The 15,273-nt window shown below is 69.0% G+C and carries 7 protein-coding genes; 2 read left to right on the top strand and 5 right to left on the bottom strand.

Annotated features, from left to right (window positions below; all coding sequences use genetic code 11):
- Window positions 1–182 precede the first annotated feature (182 nt).
- The 4 genes from AB4Z55_RS00965 to AB4Z55_RS00950 all read right to left on the bottom strand — a co-directional run bounded on the left by AB4Z55_RS00965 (window position 183) and on the right by AB4Z55_RS00950 (window position 9,121).
- Complete coding sequence (locus AB4Z55_RS00965) at window positions 183–1,391, bottom strand: DICT sensory domain-containing protein (protein ID WP_101822579.1); 1,209 nt, start codon at window positions 1,389–1,391, stop codon at window positions 183–185.
- 322 nt (window positions 1,392–1,713) lie between these two features.
- On the bottom strand, window positions 1,714–2,253 hold the full coding sequence (locus AB4Z55_RS00960; protein WP_004018737.1) for a Dps family protein: 540 nt from the start codon (window positions 2,251–2,253) through the stop codon (window positions 1,714–1,716).
- A 177-nt stretch (window positions 2,254–2,430) separates the two neighbouring features.
- Complete coding sequence (locus AB4Z55_RS00955) at window positions 2,431–5,748, bottom strand: arabinosyltransferase domain-containing protein (RefSeq protein WP_101822581.1); 3,318 nt, start codon at window positions 5,746–5,748, stop codon at window positions 2,431–2,433.
- On the bottom strand, window positions 5,741–9,121 hold the full coding sequence (locus AB4Z55_RS00950; RefSeq protein ID WP_369518940.1) for an arabinosyltransferase domain-containing protein: 3,381 nt from the start codon (window positions 9,119–9,121) through the stop codon (window positions 5,741–5,743). Before AB4Z55_RS00950 ends, AB4Z55_RS00955 begins: the two co-directional genes overlap by 8 nt.
- A gap of 414 nt (window positions 9,122–9,535) precedes the next feature.
- On the opposite strand from AB4Z55_RS00950, the gene AB4Z55_RS00945 reads away from it, so the two are divergent.
- Window positions 9,536–11,197 carry a DUF222 domain-containing protein gene (locus AB4Z55_RS00945; protein WP_369518939.1) on the top strand — a complete coding sequence of 554 codons (1,662 nt, stop codon included), beginning with the start codon at window positions 9,536–9,538 and terminating at the stop codon, window positions 11,195–11,197.
- 83 nt (window positions 11,198–11,280) lie between these two features.
- On the opposite strand, the gene AB4Z55_RS00940 is transcribed toward AB4Z55_RS00945, so the two are convergent.
- Window positions 11,281–14,706 (bottom strand): arabinosyltransferase domain-containing protein, encoded by a 3,426-nt coding sequence (locus tag AB4Z55_RS00940; protein ID WP_369518938.1) that lies wholly within the window; start codon window positions 14,704–14,706, stop codon window positions 11,281–11,283.
- Between the two features lie 101 nt (window positions 14,707–14,807).
- On the opposite strand from AB4Z55_RS00940, the gene aroQ reads away from it, so the two are divergent.
- Window positions 14,808–15,266, top strand: coding sequence for a type II 3-dehydroquinate dehydratase (gene aroQ, locus AB4Z55_RS00935; protein WP_101820633.1), 459 nt, complete (start codon window positions 14,808–14,810; stop codon window positions 15,264–15,266).
- Window positions 15,267–15,273: the final 7 nt, after the last annotated feature.

Here is a 15,273-nt window from a genome sequence, read left to right as displayed (position 1 = left end):
CCCGCTGGCCGAGCAGCGTCGTCCGAGCGCAGCGAGGCTGCCGGGTTCTCTCCTGCTGGCCGAGCAGCGTCGTCCGAGCGCAGCGAGGCCGCCGGGTTCCCTCCTGCTGGCCGAGCAGCGTCGTCCGAGCGCAGCGAGGCCGCCGCGTCCGTCGAGGTCACTCGTCGCGACAGCTGCTGCGATCAGGAGAACCGCATGAGGATCGAGTGCACCGCCTGGGTGACGGTCATGCGGTCGTAGGTCTGCACGAATTCGAAGGTGCGCTCGAGATCGGGCCCGGCATCGTGCTGGTCGCGCGCCGAGAGCAGGGCCGCGAAGTGCGGTCCGAGGACCGCGACATTCCACTCGTTGATGAGGTCGTCATCGGCGTCGAGGGGGGCGCGGTGCACGTTCCCGTCGCGGATGTCGGGGAGACCGACGCCGTAGACCCCGGCCAGGCCGGTTTTCTCCGACATCTCTCGCCACCGCTTCGCGGTCCGCGAGGTGAAGTGCTCGGCGAACTGGAAGGTGCCCAGGACGATTGCGGCGCCGCCGATGGCCGCCTGCTCCTCTAGCGCCTTGCTCATCTCGATGAGCAGGCGCTTGTTGCCCATACGCGGGGAGATCGAGGTCGACGCGATGCGGTAGGGCGTCGACTTGTCCGGGCCGGGCGTCGTCCAGACCGGCATCTCGGGCAGCGGCACGACGGTGCGATTGGCGAGAACGGACGGGTCGGTCACGGCGGGGTAGAGATCACCGATACCGAAGGCGGCACCCATGGTCTGCGCGGTGATGCGGCTGTCCTCGTCGTCGACGCCCTCGGCGATGACGACGGCGTGACTGCGCTCGGTGTGCGCGGCCAGCGCGTGGGCGAGGTGGGCGGCGTCGGAACTGGTCCGCGATGTGAGCAGCTCGGCGCCGGTGACGATGATGTCGGGCTCGACGAGGGAGAGCAGGGTGGCCGCGTGCTCGCTGCGGACCAGGCCGTCGACGCAGATGATCTTGCCGGCCGCGCGGGCGCGGGCGACCCGGGCGAGCGTTCGCTGCGGGCTGCGCTCGACGGCATCGGGCAGGATGACCATGACGTGGCGTTCCAGGCTGCGCGCGGTGTCGTCGTCGAGGTTGTCGATGAGATCGAGATCGAGCGTGACCAGCAGCGGCAGGATCTTGGCGAGCGACTGGGCACGCTGGGACGCGGCCATCTTGCGCTTGCGTTCATCGAGGACGGGATGCTCTTCGACGAGGCGGGCGGCGCGCTTGAGAGCGGCGGCAGTGGCCAGGCGGGTCCCGGCCGGACCTCGGAGCTGCAGTTCGACGGCGGCCAGAGCGCCGTCGGACAGCCGGCAGACCGGCGCGAACTGCATGTGGAGCTCCAGATCATCGAACAGGGTGAATGATCGCGTTTCGGACACACGTGCCTCCCCGTCAGAGCGAGAAGCGCCCCGATCGATCTGGTGGACGCGGTTTGCTACACATCCTGTTCGCGGCAAAAGCCTGTGGCCAGCGTAACAAACCGCGTTCTCCGGACACGATGAAGAAGCCCTTGGATGTGGAAGTCCCAAGCGCCGCAACGTATTCGACTGTGAGTCCTGTTCGTGTATCAGTACCTGTTCGGAGTAGAGGTTGACAGAAGGTGTGCCGCGGTCGTGACCAACGGGGCAGAAGGTCGCGACCGCGGCTCCGGGGCGGGTCCGGGGGTGTGGTGACCCGCTACTCGGTCTTCATACGGCGAGGTCAGCGGGCTGCGTCGGCCGCTTCCTTCTCGCCGCTTGCGCCAGCGTGGGTGAGCTCGCCGGTGTAGCTCTCGAGGTGAGCTCGCACGAACCACTGGAACTTCTCGAGCTCGGCGGTCTGGCCGATGAGGATGTCCTCGGTGATCGGATCGATGTCACCGATCTTCGAGATCCCGTCGCGATGCGAGGTGATGAAACCGTCGTACACCAGGTCGAGAGCGCCCAGGTGGGCCTGCGCGGTGTCGCGTCCGATGGAGTAGTCACTCCACGAGCGATCCTGCTCGATGGCCTTGGCGGTGCCCTTCGGCGATGCGCCGAGGGTGGCGATGCGCTCGGCGATGGTGTCGGCATATCCGCGGACGAGCTCGACCTGAGGGTCGATCATCTCGTGGACGCCGATGAAGTTGGCGCCGACGACGTTCCAGTGGATGTGCTTGAGGGTGAGGTGCAGGTCGTTCAGCGCGCTGAGGCGCTCCTGCAGGATGCCGGCGACCTCGTCGGCGGCTTCATTGCTGAGTCCTGGTGCGGTGAATTTCGGCATACTTCGACGCTAGGCCCGCCGCTCCGGGGTGACGAGCGTGACGGGGCATGAGTGACGGAACCGAGACGGCAGGTCACAGTGCGGTAACGAACGCCTGTGCGGGTGTTTGCGGCACCGACCCGCGGGAAGCGTAACCGCAGGTCGGCGCCGGTGTGTCCGTGTGCGCCGGTTCGTTACTCAGTAACCGCTCGAGCGCATCGGGGCGGGGTCGTACAGCCCGGAGCGTCGAGCGGTACCGAGGTCGAGTTCCGCGGCCGGTGCCGGGATGATCTCGGTGAACTGTTGCAGTCCGCCCCAGTCGCGTCCCCAGTTGTTACGGAGGTAGGTGGGCAGGAGGGTCGGACGCAGCATCGCCTCGGTGATGCCGAGCGGGCCGCCCGCGGTTCCCGACATCCAGGTCTGGCTGTTCTTCCGGGTGGCCTCGGCGTCGGGCATGATCCGCCACTGCGGCACCTCGAGGACGCCGTTGCGCACCTTCATCGGCTGCTGGCACGGGAAGACCATGCCGGGCAGCCAGTCGATGAAGACCGGGTCGGTCTGACCGACCACGTCGTTGAGCGTGGCCAGGGTGCTGACCCGCGGCGGCGTGACCGCCACCCACTCCGACGGTGCGGCCGCGGTGTCGGCGACCTCGACCCGCACGACGGTCGCCCGCTGCGGCGCATCGGCGAGCGGGAACCGCAGGTTGCGCCAGGTCGGGGTCTCGCCGATGTCGATCGGGAACATCCGGCCCAGAGCAGTCACCCGACCGTCGGTCTCGACCCGGCCGAACTGCATAGTGACCTTCTGGCCGGCGTGGACCACCCCGATGCCGTCGACCGCCTCCACCGAGCCGGCGACCGCCATCGTCAGCAGCGGGGCGTCCTCGGAGCGTTCGGGCAGCTGGTACCAGTCCGAGGTCAGCGACCCGGTGCCCGACGGCGAGCCGTAGCTGCCCAGCACGGGCGTCACGGCGGGGTCGAGTCCGAACGGCAGACGCACCGTCGATCCGTTGACGCCGCGGGCGCCCTGGCCGCCCTCGGTGCCGCCCTGAGCGGATGAGCTGTCGGCGGATTCGTCGGAACCCGCACCGGTCTGGGCGCTGTTCTGCGCACCCGAGGTGGTCGACGACTCGGTGCTCTCGGTCGCGTCGACCGAGAGCCGCCCGGGTACGCCGTTGGGGGTGAATCCGATGGCGTCCGGGCCGGCCAGCGCGGCGGCGACACTCGGCGCCGGCCGTCCGTCGACGGCCGCGGGCCGCAGCAGACCGGCGGTGGGATCGGCCTCCACGAGGACGTCGTTGGCCAGCCCGCACGAGTTGCCGGTGAGGGCGCGTGCGTTGGACTTCATCCACGACCACGAATCACGCTGCTCGTAGGCGCCTTTCGCGAACGAGGCGACCATGAACAGCACCATCATCCCGGCGATGACCGGCAGCGGGGAGAACTTCAGCTTCGAATACCACTTGTCGCCGCCCCGGGTTCGGGTCGTCTCGTCGACGAAGTCGTCGCGGAAGTGGAACCACAGACCCGCCAGTGCGGTGGCGACCGCGGCGACGAGGATGAACCAGGCGATGTTGATGCCGCCCACCGTGGGTGGGCGATCCCACCACGGGACGCCGTAACTGCCCACGAACCACCAGCCGTTGGTGCCGGCGAAGGAGATCCCGGTGATCGCCAGCACCGCGGCCGCGAAGAAGCTGCGGTTGCGGCGCGATCGCAACACCGCCGGCGCCATCATGGCGCCCGCCGCGGCGGCGAGGCCTGCGGCGATACCCGCGTACACACCGAAGTGGTGGGTCCACTTGGTCGGTGTGAAGGCGATGAAGAACATGGTGCCGAGGGTCACCGCGACCAGGCGCCAGATCGGAGCGCGCGCAACGCCGTTCGGGTGTTCCCGACGGAGCAGGCGGAGCAGTACGACGAAGAGGCACAGGATCATCGCCAGCACGCCGAAGCGTCGTGCGAGCGTGCCGTCGGCTGTCGGAAGGATCAGGTAGTAGTAGCGGATCGGCTCCTGCCACCACTCGAGCGTCGGACCGACGTCGGAGGCGACCTTGTTGCCCGCGATCAACGGCGCGAGCGGCTGATCGGCGAAGATCTGGAACAGCACGGCGGTGCCGGCGGCCAGGATGGGGGCGAGCATCGGCAGCAGGCCGTCGCGGGAACGGCGCGACACCAGCGTTTTCACGATCGGCCGGATTCCGGCGAGCAGTGCGGCGACCGCCATCAGTCCGCCGGGAGCGAGGGCGAGCGTGAAGGCGGCGGTGACCACCGCGATGGCATAGGGGAGCAGTCGGCGGGTCGCGATCGCGCGCTCCACACAGCACCAGGTCAGCAGTGCGCCCACGGCCTCGGCCGGTTCCGGACGCAGACCGTTGTTGAACGGCAACCAGATCGCGAGGAAGACGAAGGCAGCCGACCACACGGCGGGCGTGCTGTGCCGGACCGCACGGCCCAGACGCGGGATCACCTCTCGGCTGATCAGCCACCAGCCCAGCAGGCCGAGAAGGAACGCGGGCAGGCGCATGAACGGCGCCGCGACGCTCACGTCCGTCATGGCCGAGATCACCTGGAAGTGCCAGCCGAACGGATCCTGCGGCACACCGAAGTAGCGGAAGTAGTTGTCGGCGTATCCGGCGTCGCCGGTGATCCGGCCGACGATGAAGTTGTAACCGTCGTCGGAGGTGTTGGCGCCCGCGAACCACCAGAAGGCGAGGATCGCGAACACCGCGACGTCGGGTGGCCGGATGGTGAACCATCCGGACGGGAGGAAGCGCTTGTGGCTGCGGCCATCTCGTCGATCCAGAATCCCGAGTGCGATCAGCGAGACGATCGTCAGGAGGATGCCGAGCACGATCGCGGTGAGCTTCAGCGGGGTGGGGGTGCTGACGTAGCGGGTGTCGATGGTGGCGCGCAGCGCCAACCCGTCGCGCGGCGCGTCGGCGGGCAGATCGCTGTAGATGCCGACGATCTGGGGACGCATCTCGTGGTCGGGCAGGGCGAAAGCATGCGAGGCACCCGAGTCCGCGGCCGGTTCGGGGAGACCCACGAATCGCCCGCTCACCCCTTCGCCGTCGGCCTGGAAGACGATGCGGCAGTTCGGGTTCGTCTGTGCGGCGGTGCGATCGGTGTTCAGCAGCGCGACGTTGCGGTCGGTGAGGGTCAGCGCGTCGGCCGTCGCCCGGACGAACAATCCGCGGGCGCCGGCGTCCTGGCCGCCCTCGGGGATTGTCGACAGCAGCACCCCGCCCTGCGCGGGCAACCGGGTGGCCAGCGAACACGGCACCGACATGTCCATGTCGATCGGGACGAAGGACACCAGCGGCGCGGCGACATCCGAGACGCCACCACCCTGCGGCCATTTCAGTTCCGCGGTCGACTGATTCACCGGGAGCAGCGGGGTGAGGACGGCCAGCAGGAACCCGAGCAGGCCGGTGACGGTCGCGACGATCTTCGCGTTGACCCTGATCGTCGGGTTGCCCGCCGCCAGGCGGGAAGTGCGGGACTCACTCATCGGATTGGGGCTCCACCCTGATCGAGCCGGTGCGCGACCAGCCCCATTGCGTCGTCGATGCCGTGTCGATCCGCGCGTCGGGCGCGTCGGACACGAGCGGTGTCAGCTTCTCCAGTGCGCCCCAGTCGCGCACCCAGTCGTCCTGCAGGTACGTCGAGACCGCCGACGCCGAGGTGGTGGCCTCGGAGATGCCCAGCAGCCCGCCGTCCACGCCGGCCTGCCAGGTCTTGGACTGGGAGTTGGTCAGCGGGTAGTCGCCGAGGATGCGCCACTGCGGCACCTGGGCGACGCCGTGGGAGACGCCCATCGGCCGCTGGCACGGGAAGTGCGAGGCCACCCCGAAGTCGATGAGCGTGGGCGCCGCCGATCCGACGACCTCCTGCAGCGTCTGCAATCGCGGGGCGCGCGGCGGTGTGATCCCGATGAACTGCTTCTCGCCGAGATTGTTGTCCTGCAGGGACAATCGCATCACGGTCGCGCGCGGCGGGGCCGCCGACATCGGCACCCGCATGTTGCGCCACGGCATGTTGAGGATCACGGGCCCGGGGTCGATCGGCAAGATGTCGGGGCCGACCTGCTCGAAGGTCCCGTCGACGCCCGGACGCCCGAACTGCACCACCATCTTCTGTCCGAAGTTCCGTACGCCGAAGGTGTCGATGGTCGAGACGGCGCCCGCGGTGCTGAACACCAGCAGCGGCGACGCGGAGCGGTCGGCGGGCAGGTCGTACCAGCCGGTCGTGAGCCGCGCCTCGCCCGGATATCCGTAGCTGCCCAGGACCGGCGTGGTGGCGGGGTCGAGTCCGTAGGGCAGTTTGGCGGTGGAACCGTTCACGGTCTCCGGTCCGCGCCCGCCGGTGGTCCCGGCACCCAGCCCCCCGGTGATGGCGAACGGGCGGGCCATACTCGCCGACACGTTCATCTGTCCGGGCCGCTGGCTCCCCGGCTCGGGCTGGAGGTCGTCGGGAATCCCGTTGGGGGAGAATCCCACCGGGTTCTCGCCGCGCAGCGCCTGGGTCGTGGTCGCGCCGCCCGCCGGGGTCAGCATGCCGGCGTTGGGATCGAGTTCGACGAGAACATCGTCCGCGAGGCCACAGCTGTTGCCGCGCAGGGTGTCCAGATTCTCGGCCAGGGCCGTCGACGCCGGGTATCGGGTCACCGCGGCCTTGGCGAACAACAGCAACTCGACGATCACGAGGAGCCCGGCGATCACCGCCAGCGGAGAGGAGGCGAGAAAGAGTCGTCGACGATCGGCCCGTGTCTCGCCGGGCCCGGTGTCGGCGTGGGCGAGACCGCGATTGGTGACGTAGTCCAGGCGCAGGTGCTGCCACACCGCGACCGCGGCGGCGATCACGGCGAGGATCAGGAACAGGGTCGACGCCTGGTAACCGGCGATGACCGGCGCCCGGTCGAACCAGGAGATGCCGTATTCGTAGAGGAACGGCCACGAGTTGTATCCCGCCATCGCCGCCGCCATCGCGAACAGCAGCCCCGAGACGAACACGGTCAGGTTTCGGGCCGACCGGGCCGCCGACTGGGCCACGGCCACGGTGGCCACCGCCGCGATCGCCGACGCCAGCCCGGCGAGCACGCCGAACTGGATGGTCCATTTGGTGGGCGTGAACGCGAACAGCAGCAGGGTGACACCCACGGCGCCGATCAGGCGCCATGCCGGCCGCGGGTCGACGCCGCGAATCCTCGTGCGGCGCAGCATGACCGCGACCGTCACGAACAGGCCGGCGAGCAGGAGCAGCAACGGCACCCGACGGGTGAGAGCGCCGTCGTCGGTCACGACCGAGATGAAGTAGTACCTCAGGAACTCCTGGTGCCAGGAGATGACCGGTCCGACCGTGTAACGCAGCTTGATCGCCTCGAGGACGGTCGCCAGGGTCTGATCGCGGAACACCACGATGAGGACGAGCATTCCGGCCGCGGCGATCGGCGCGAGGAGGGTCAGCGTCGACGTCCAGACGGAGCCGTCGAGTCGTCTACGCCGATCGATGAGGATGTGCAGCAGCGAGCGGGCCGCCACCAGCAGGATGGCCACGCCGACGAGGCCGTGCGGGGCGAGCGCGAGAGTGAACCCCGCGACCAGCGCGGCGAGGGCCGCCGGCAGGAGTCGTCGTGTCGCGATCGCGTGTTCGGCGGCCCACCAGGTGAGCAGCGAACCGAGGACGATGATCCCCTCGCTGCGCAGCCCGCTGCAGAACGGCAGCCAGAACGCGGTGAACGTGAGGGCGGCGGCCCAGATCGCCCAGGAACTCCGTCGTACTGCCGGACCGAGGCGGGGTAGGAGCACCCGGCTGAGGACGAACCACGACACGAGCCCGGCGATGAGTTGCGGGATGTGCATCCACAGCACCGACGGCGAGACCGATGACCACGCGGCGAGGAAGCTGTAGTACCAGTCGAACGGAGCCTCGGGGATGCCGTAGAAGCGGTAGTAGTTGGCGAGGTAGCCGAAGCCGTCCGCGGTCCGGCCCATGTTGAGGATGTAGCCGTCGTCGGGTGAACCGGCCCCGAGGACGCTCCAGACCAGCAGGATCGCGGTGACGATCAGGTCGGTGGCCCGGGGTTTCAGCGAATGCCACCAGGAGCGGGTTCGCGCGCCGATCCGCCGGTGGTATCCGCCGATGCGATCGAGCAGCCCCAGCGCGACGACGGCGACGAGAACGGACAGGGCGGCGAGCGCCATCACCACGATCTTGAGGACCGACGGCGACGATTCGTAGCGGTTGTCGATGGTCACCTGCACGCGGAGGCCGTCGGCGGCGGCGGCGCGTGCCTGCTCCGGGCTCAGGTTGCTGAAGATGCCGTCGACCTGGGGGCGGCGGTCCGGCGGCAGCGTCGTCGACTGGCCGAGTCCGACGAACTCCGCGCCGGGGCCGGTGGGTCCGGAGAAGATGCGCAGTTCCCGGCATCGGTCCAGGTCGGCACGCGCGGCGGTGGCGGCGAGGCTGTTCCGGAAGGTCACGGTGATCGCGGCGTCGGTGGCGGTGACCCACAACGACGACGACTTCGACTTCGGCGCGTTGGTCGGCATGGTCGCCAGGACCACCCCGTCCTCGGCCGATGCCAGCGTCGCGCATGGGATGCGGGCGTCGAGGGTCTGCGGGGTCTGCGCGATGAGCGGGGCCATGACCGATGAGGTGTCGGCGCTCAGGTCCTGTCCGGCGGGCCAGTCGAAACCGGCGTCGACGGCCTTGACGGGCAGCAGTGGGGTGAGGGCGCACAGCACGATGCCTGCGATCCCGGCCACGATCGCCACCCACCGGGCGGTGCCTGCGGAGATCCTGGTCCCCGGCCCCGATGTTGCCGGCCCCGGCGACGACGGTTCTGCGGAATCCTCTGGCGAGGTCGGGGCTGTCACAGGCACGGTGCCTCATCGTAAGCGACGTGCCTCAGGCCACCTAGGGCCCACCCCGCAGCCTGATCGACGAGGTGCGTGAACGTCGGTACCACTGCTTCCTGAGGAGCGTCCGGAGCTTGCCGTAGGGCGCGTCACCCCCGCTCCCTGAGGAGCGTCCGGAGCTTGCGGAGGGCGCGTCACCCCCGCTCCCTGAGGAGCGTCCGGAGCTTGCGGAGGGCGCGTCACGAAGGGTCCCGCCCGCGCGACAGCTCAGATCTTGCCCGCGGGGCGGAGCGTACCAGCAACCACCGACAATCTTCAGTGGTGACTAGGTAGAGGGAAAAGTTTGTCGGACAACATATTTCGCTCTGCCGACTGCCCGCCTTTCGTGTACAGTCGAACGTACATTCGCAGCAACGGCTCCCGGGGGAGGTGACCGTCATGGCCGACACGACACACGTCGACGACGATTCGGCGGCGCCGCAACCGCGTGCCGTCGAGCTGGTGGCCGAGTTGCATGCGATCCTCGACGAACTGCAGACCGTGGACCTGTCACCGTGCACCGATACTGAGTTGGCCGACGTGGCAGCCGAGACCGAACGCGCCATCGCACGACTGACCGTCGCCGGTGACCGGCAGATCGATCAGGCCGAGGCTCGCGACCTCCCCCGCAAGACCGGCTGCCGCACGCTCATGCAGTTCATGACCCACCGGCTGCGGGTCTCCAACCCTGTGCGGCGTCGTAAGCAGATGGACGCCACCGCCACCCGCACCAGCCTCGGCGGCGAGGTCCTACCGCCCGAACACCCCTGCCTCGCTGAGGCGTTCGCTGCGGGAGCGGTTGGCTCTGCACACGTGCAGGCCGCCCTCGATGTCCTCGACCAGATCCCCCACGCCGTCGAGCATGATGTGAAAGTCGCTGCCGAGCGGCAGATGGCCGAGATCGCCGCCGACCACACCCCTGCCGACATCACCCAACTCGGCGCGCGGCTCCTCGCTCACCTCGACCCCGACGGCACCCTGTCCGACGACACCGACCAGAAACGGCGCCGCAACCTGTGGATCGGACGCCAACGAGCCGACGGCACCGCGAAGATCTCCGGCACCCTCACTCCCGCACTCGCCGCCCGGCTCACGATGATGTTCGCCGTCTGGGGCAAACCCGGACTCAACAACCCCGACGACCCGAACTCACCGTCCGGACCGGCCGGCACCGCGGACCCCGACGCCCTGGCCCTCGCCGCCGACCGCGACCAACGCACCCCCGCCCAGACCAATCACGACGCCCTCGACGCCGCACTGGCCGCCGGTTTCGCCGACGGCACACTCGGCACGTCGCACCGCGGCCTGCCCGTGCAACTGATCATCAAAGCCGACCTGAACGACCTGATCCGCGAAGCCGGGCTCGCCACCACCGCCACCGGCACCCTGCTGCCCATCCCCGACCTGATCGCGATGGCCGGCGACGTGCAGCCGTGGTTGGCGATCTTCAAAGACGCCACCGCGGTGCCGCTGCATTTCGGTAGGGGCAAGCGTCTGGCCACCCGCGAACAACGCCTCGTCTCCTTCGCCCGCCCCGACGGTGAAGTGTGCTCGGCACCCGGATGCGACCAGCCCGCCACCCACGTCGAACTCCACCACGCCCAGAAAGACTGGGCCAAAGGTGGTTCCACCGACATCGACGACCTCGCCCCGGCCTGCCCCCGCCACAACCGCATGGTCGGCGACCAGCCCGGCCAGTACACCACCCGCATCGAACGGTCCGGACCCGACGAAGGCCGCTGCCTCTGGCGGTTGAACGCCGAACCCGGCGCGCCACCCAACCCCGAACGCCTCAATCGCCGGCCCGACATACCCCGGCGGTTCACCACACACCTGAACACAGTGCGCAACGAGATCCACGGACCGACCACCCGGCCCGGCGTCGGGTCGCGCTCAGGCCTGTCGCGCCCCGACGCCGTCGGTCATGGCGACAGCGGTCGGCGTCTCGAACTCGCCTACCGCGAACTCGTCCAGCCGCGAACACTGCCGGAGCATCCCACCACTCGACCACTGACCCCGGTCGAAGCAGCCCTCGCACGCATCCTCGCCGACCATCCGTGACTGCGGAGCAGCTCGCCGGGCTGACTGCCACCACGGCGACCGGGCCGTCAGCGCCGCCGAATCGCTAGCATGCCGCCTGACTGTCAGTGCCGCAGCGGCGCGGGACTCCACAATCCGCTGCGGGTGGCCGTGCCGGTCTCGATCTCGGCGAGCGTGTCGACGTCACCGTATGGCTCGTAGCGTTCGAGGGCGCCCCAGTCGCGTCCGATGTCGGCCATCAGATAGGTCGGCAGCGCCGTCGCCTGCTGGGAGACCTCGATCCACCCGAGCGGGCCGCCGCCGAAGCTGTTCTGCCACGCCGACACCGCAGCCGCCAGGTCGGACCCGGGCTTGATGCGCCACTTCGGGATCTCCGCGACCCCGACGTCGTGGGTGAACGGACGCTGGCACGGGAAGGCCAGCCCCGATGTCCAGTCGATGTGGACCGGGTCGGTGTCGCCGACGACGTCCTGCAGGGTGTCCATCTGCGGGATCCGCGGCGGGGTCAGCACGATGAACCGGTCCTCGGCGAGGTTGTCGTCGGTGGCGACGATCCGCACCGCGGTGGTGTCCGAGGGGAGCTCGTCGGTGTTGTATCGCAGGTTTCGCCACGACGGGCGCGGGCCGGGGTCGATGAGTTCGGTGTCGCCCGCGGCCTCGAGATCGGCGTCGCGGGTGCCCGGGCCGATCGGGTCGGCGGTGTACTCGAGCATGACGTTCGGGTTGTCGTACTCGCCGGCCACCGCCATCGTCAGCAGCGGGCGGTCCCGCCAGTCCTCCGGCAGTGCGTACCACCCGGAGGTGAGGCGGGCCGGCACCTGGTCGAGCTTCGAGTAGCTGCCCATGACCGGGGTCGACGCGGGGTCGAGGAAGAACGGGAGGGCCGCGGTGCTGCCGTTGATCCCGGGCTCGGAGATCTCGCCGCCGCCGGTGCCGCCGGGGTTGGAGTTGACGATGTCGGGGGACTGCCAGACGTCGCCCGACAGCACGCCGAGCGATCCCTCGCTGGCCGTTGATTCCAGTGCCGTCGGCACGCCGTTCGGGAAGAACCCCGAGGTGGTCGGGGAGGTGCCGGGTGCCGCTGGCGGTCCGCCGAGCGGGTTGGACAGGGTGGGATCGACCGGACGGAGCATGTCGCGGTTGGGATCGGATTCCACCCAGACCTTGTCGGCCATGCCGCACGGGTTACCGGCGACCGCGGCGAAGTTGGACCGCGGGACCGAGTACGACGAGCTCTGGTGGATGCCGGCGAAGATCGCGGTGACGATCTGGAAGACGACGACCGCCATCGCGAGGTAGGCGAGCGGCGCGGCGGCCATCGAGGCGATCAGCCGCCTGTACCAGCGCTGATGAGCGGCGTCGCCGGCGGTCGACTCCTCGACGTGCGGATCGGTCCCGGTGAACGGCTCGCGGAAATGGAACCAGAGCGCGAGGAGCAGCAGGGCGAGCGCGGCGTAAAGCAGCACGCTGCCGAGCATGATGCCGCCGATCTTGACCTGCTCCACTCCCCACGGCATGCCCCAGGCGGAGTAGTAGTAGTACGAGTTCGGCGCGGTGAAGGCGAGACCGCCGATGAACAGGACGAGCGCGCAGAACAGGGTGCGGTTGCGCCGGGAGTGCATCGACTGCTGGCTGGCGGCGATCGCGGCGATCGCGGCAAGGGCGGCGGCGATGCCCGCGAAGACACCGAAGTGGTGGGTCCACTTGGTGGGCGTGAACATGAGGAAGACCAGCGACGCGAAGGTGATAGCGACGATGCGACGCGTGGGGCCGATGGCGGTGCCCGGGATGCGGTTCTTGCGAACCAGCACGGCCGCCGAGACGACCAGTCCCAGGATCATGGCGAGCACGGCGAAACGTCGGGCGATGGAACCGTCGGCAGAGAAGGCGAAGAGCGCCGAGTAACGGCCGATCTCGTTGTACCAACTCATCGACGGGCCGAGCGCCGACTTCATGCTCGACGCCTCGGCGAACGACCGCAGGGTCAGGTTCGAGAACACGACGAAGACGACGAAGGTGCCGGCAGCCAGGATCGGCGCGATCAGCGCGACGAACGACCAGCGCAGTGATGTGCGGCGGTCACGGTCGGCGGCTTCTGAATCCTTCGGTGACGAACCAGTGGACGAGGTGGAACCGGACAACTCGGCGACGACGCGGGCCCGCTTGATGAGCGCCATGATCATCGGTCGCGCGCCTGCGATCAGTGCGGCGACGGCAAGGAGGCCCGTCGGCCCGGCGGCGATGCTGAAGGCACCGATCAGGCAAGCGACCGCGGCGGGCAGCATTCGGCCGGTGGCGATGGCGCGTTCGACCGAACACCACGTCAGCAGCGCACCCAGGCAGATGATCGGCTCGGGCCGCAGGCCGTTGTTGAAGGGGAACCAGCACGCGAGGAACGCGAATGCGGCGGTCCAGGCGACCATCGGTCGGGTCAGGGCGGCCCGGCCCAGACGGGGGAGAACCTCGTGACTAACGATGAGCCACACCAGGATTCCGCACAGGAGTGCCGGCAGTCGCATCCACGGGCTGGCCACCGAGACGTGGCTGAGCAGACCGAACACCTGGTAGTACCAGCCGAAGGGTGCCTCGGGCGCGCCGTACCACCGGAAGTAGTTCGCGGTGTAGTCGCTGTCCTGGGCGACTCTCGACATGGTCAGGAGGTAACCGTCGTCGGAGGTGTTGGGCCCGATCATGTGCCAGAGGATCAGCGCCCCGATGACCACGTAATCGCGGGCGTTGAGACGCCACCATCGGGCCGGGAAGATCCGTCGATGGCGGCGACCGTCGGTCGAGTCGAGCGCGGCGAGTGCGGCCAGCGACAACAGCGTCGACGCCACGCCGACGATGACGACCAGCCACTTCGAGATGGTGGGCGCGGTGTTGTAGCGCGAATCGATCGTGACGTGGGCGTCGAGGCCCGCGATGTCGGCGGCGGGGCCGGACAGGTCGGTGAAGAGGCCGGTGACCTGGGGGCGTTGATCGGGCCAGTACTTGAAGGCTTCTTTGTCCTCCGTCGTTCCTGCGAGCGGTTCGTCCTCGCCGTCCTCGTTCTGGGTGCCGCTCGTCATGCCGACGAACTCGGCGGTCACCGCGTCGGAGTCGGCGTGCACGACGATCTCGCGGCAGCCCTGGTCGCGCATGTCCTGCAGCGTGGCCGAGACCAGCGAGACGTTGCGGATCACGACCTCGACGCCCTGCCGGTCCAGGGGCGCATAGGCAGCGCCGGTTTTGCGGATGAACAGGCCGCGCTCACCCGACTTCGGCGCTTGCTTCGGAGTCGTCGAGAGCAGCACCGATCCGCCGGGCGGCAGGTCGTCGACGGCGGTACAGGGGATCGTGACGTCGAGGTCGACGGGTGTGTAACCGATCAGCGGCGACGACACCGAACCGATCTGTCCGTTCTGGGGCCAGTCGATCTCGGCGGTTCGCTGCGACACCGGCATGAGTGGTGTCGCGAGTGCGAGGAGGAACCCGAGCAGTCCGGTGACGATGGCGACGATCCTCGCTCGTCGAACGGTCTGCGATGGCACAAAGAGAGATGGTAGCCCTAGGGACGTCTCGTCCCGGTCGGCGGCGGTGCCGGCGTCGGAGACTCGCCGACCGGCAGGTCAGGGCCAGTAAGGTGAACGCCATGTCCGACGCCGAGGTGACCGACCGTCTGCCGATCCTGCTGCTCAACGGTCCCAACCTGAACACGCTCGGCACCCGGGAGCCCGCCGTCTACGGCTCGGACACCCTCGCCGACGTGGTCGACCTCGCCGAGCGCACCGCTGCCGAGCTCGGCTTCGGGGTGCGCGCCGCGCAGACCAATCACGAGGGACAGATGCTCGACTGGATTCACGAGTCCGTCGGCGAGATCAGCGGCATCGTCATCAACCCCGGCGGATGGACACACACGTCGGTCGCTCTCGCCGACGCGCTCGTCGTCCCCGACGTCCCCGTGCTCGAGGTGCACATCAGCAATGTGTATCGGCGAGAGGCGTTTCGTCATCACTCCTATGTGTCCCCGATCGCGGCCGGGGTGATCGCCGGTTACGGCATCCGCGGCTACGAGTTCGCGATCCGCAGGCTCGCCGAACTCGTCGACTGACCCCGCG

This window comes from Gordonia sp. ABKF26 (assembly GCF_041103195.1).
GTDB lineage: Bacteria > Actinomycetota > Actinomycetes > Mycobacteriales > Mycobacteriaceae > Gordonia > Gordonia terrae.
This window is presented reverse-complemented; position numbering and strand designations above follow the sequence as displayed.

Coding starts and splice junctions, on each gene's coding strand:
- AB4Z55_RS00960 (WP_004018737.1), bottom strand. CDS start 2,253: ATGCCGAAATTCACCGCACCAGGACTCAGCAATGAAGCCGCCGACGAG.
- AB4Z55_RS00955 (WP_101822581.1), bottom strand. CDS start 5,748: ATGAGTGAGTCCCGCACTTCCCGCCTGGCGGCGGGCAACCCGACGATC.
- AB4Z55_RS00945 (WP_369518939.1), top strand. CDS start 9,536: ATGGCCGACACGACACACGTCGACGACGATTCGGCGGCGCCGCAACCG.
- aroQ (WP_101820633.1), top strand. CDS start 14,808: ATGTCCGACGCCGAGGTGACCGACCGTCTGCCGATCCTGCTGCTCAAC.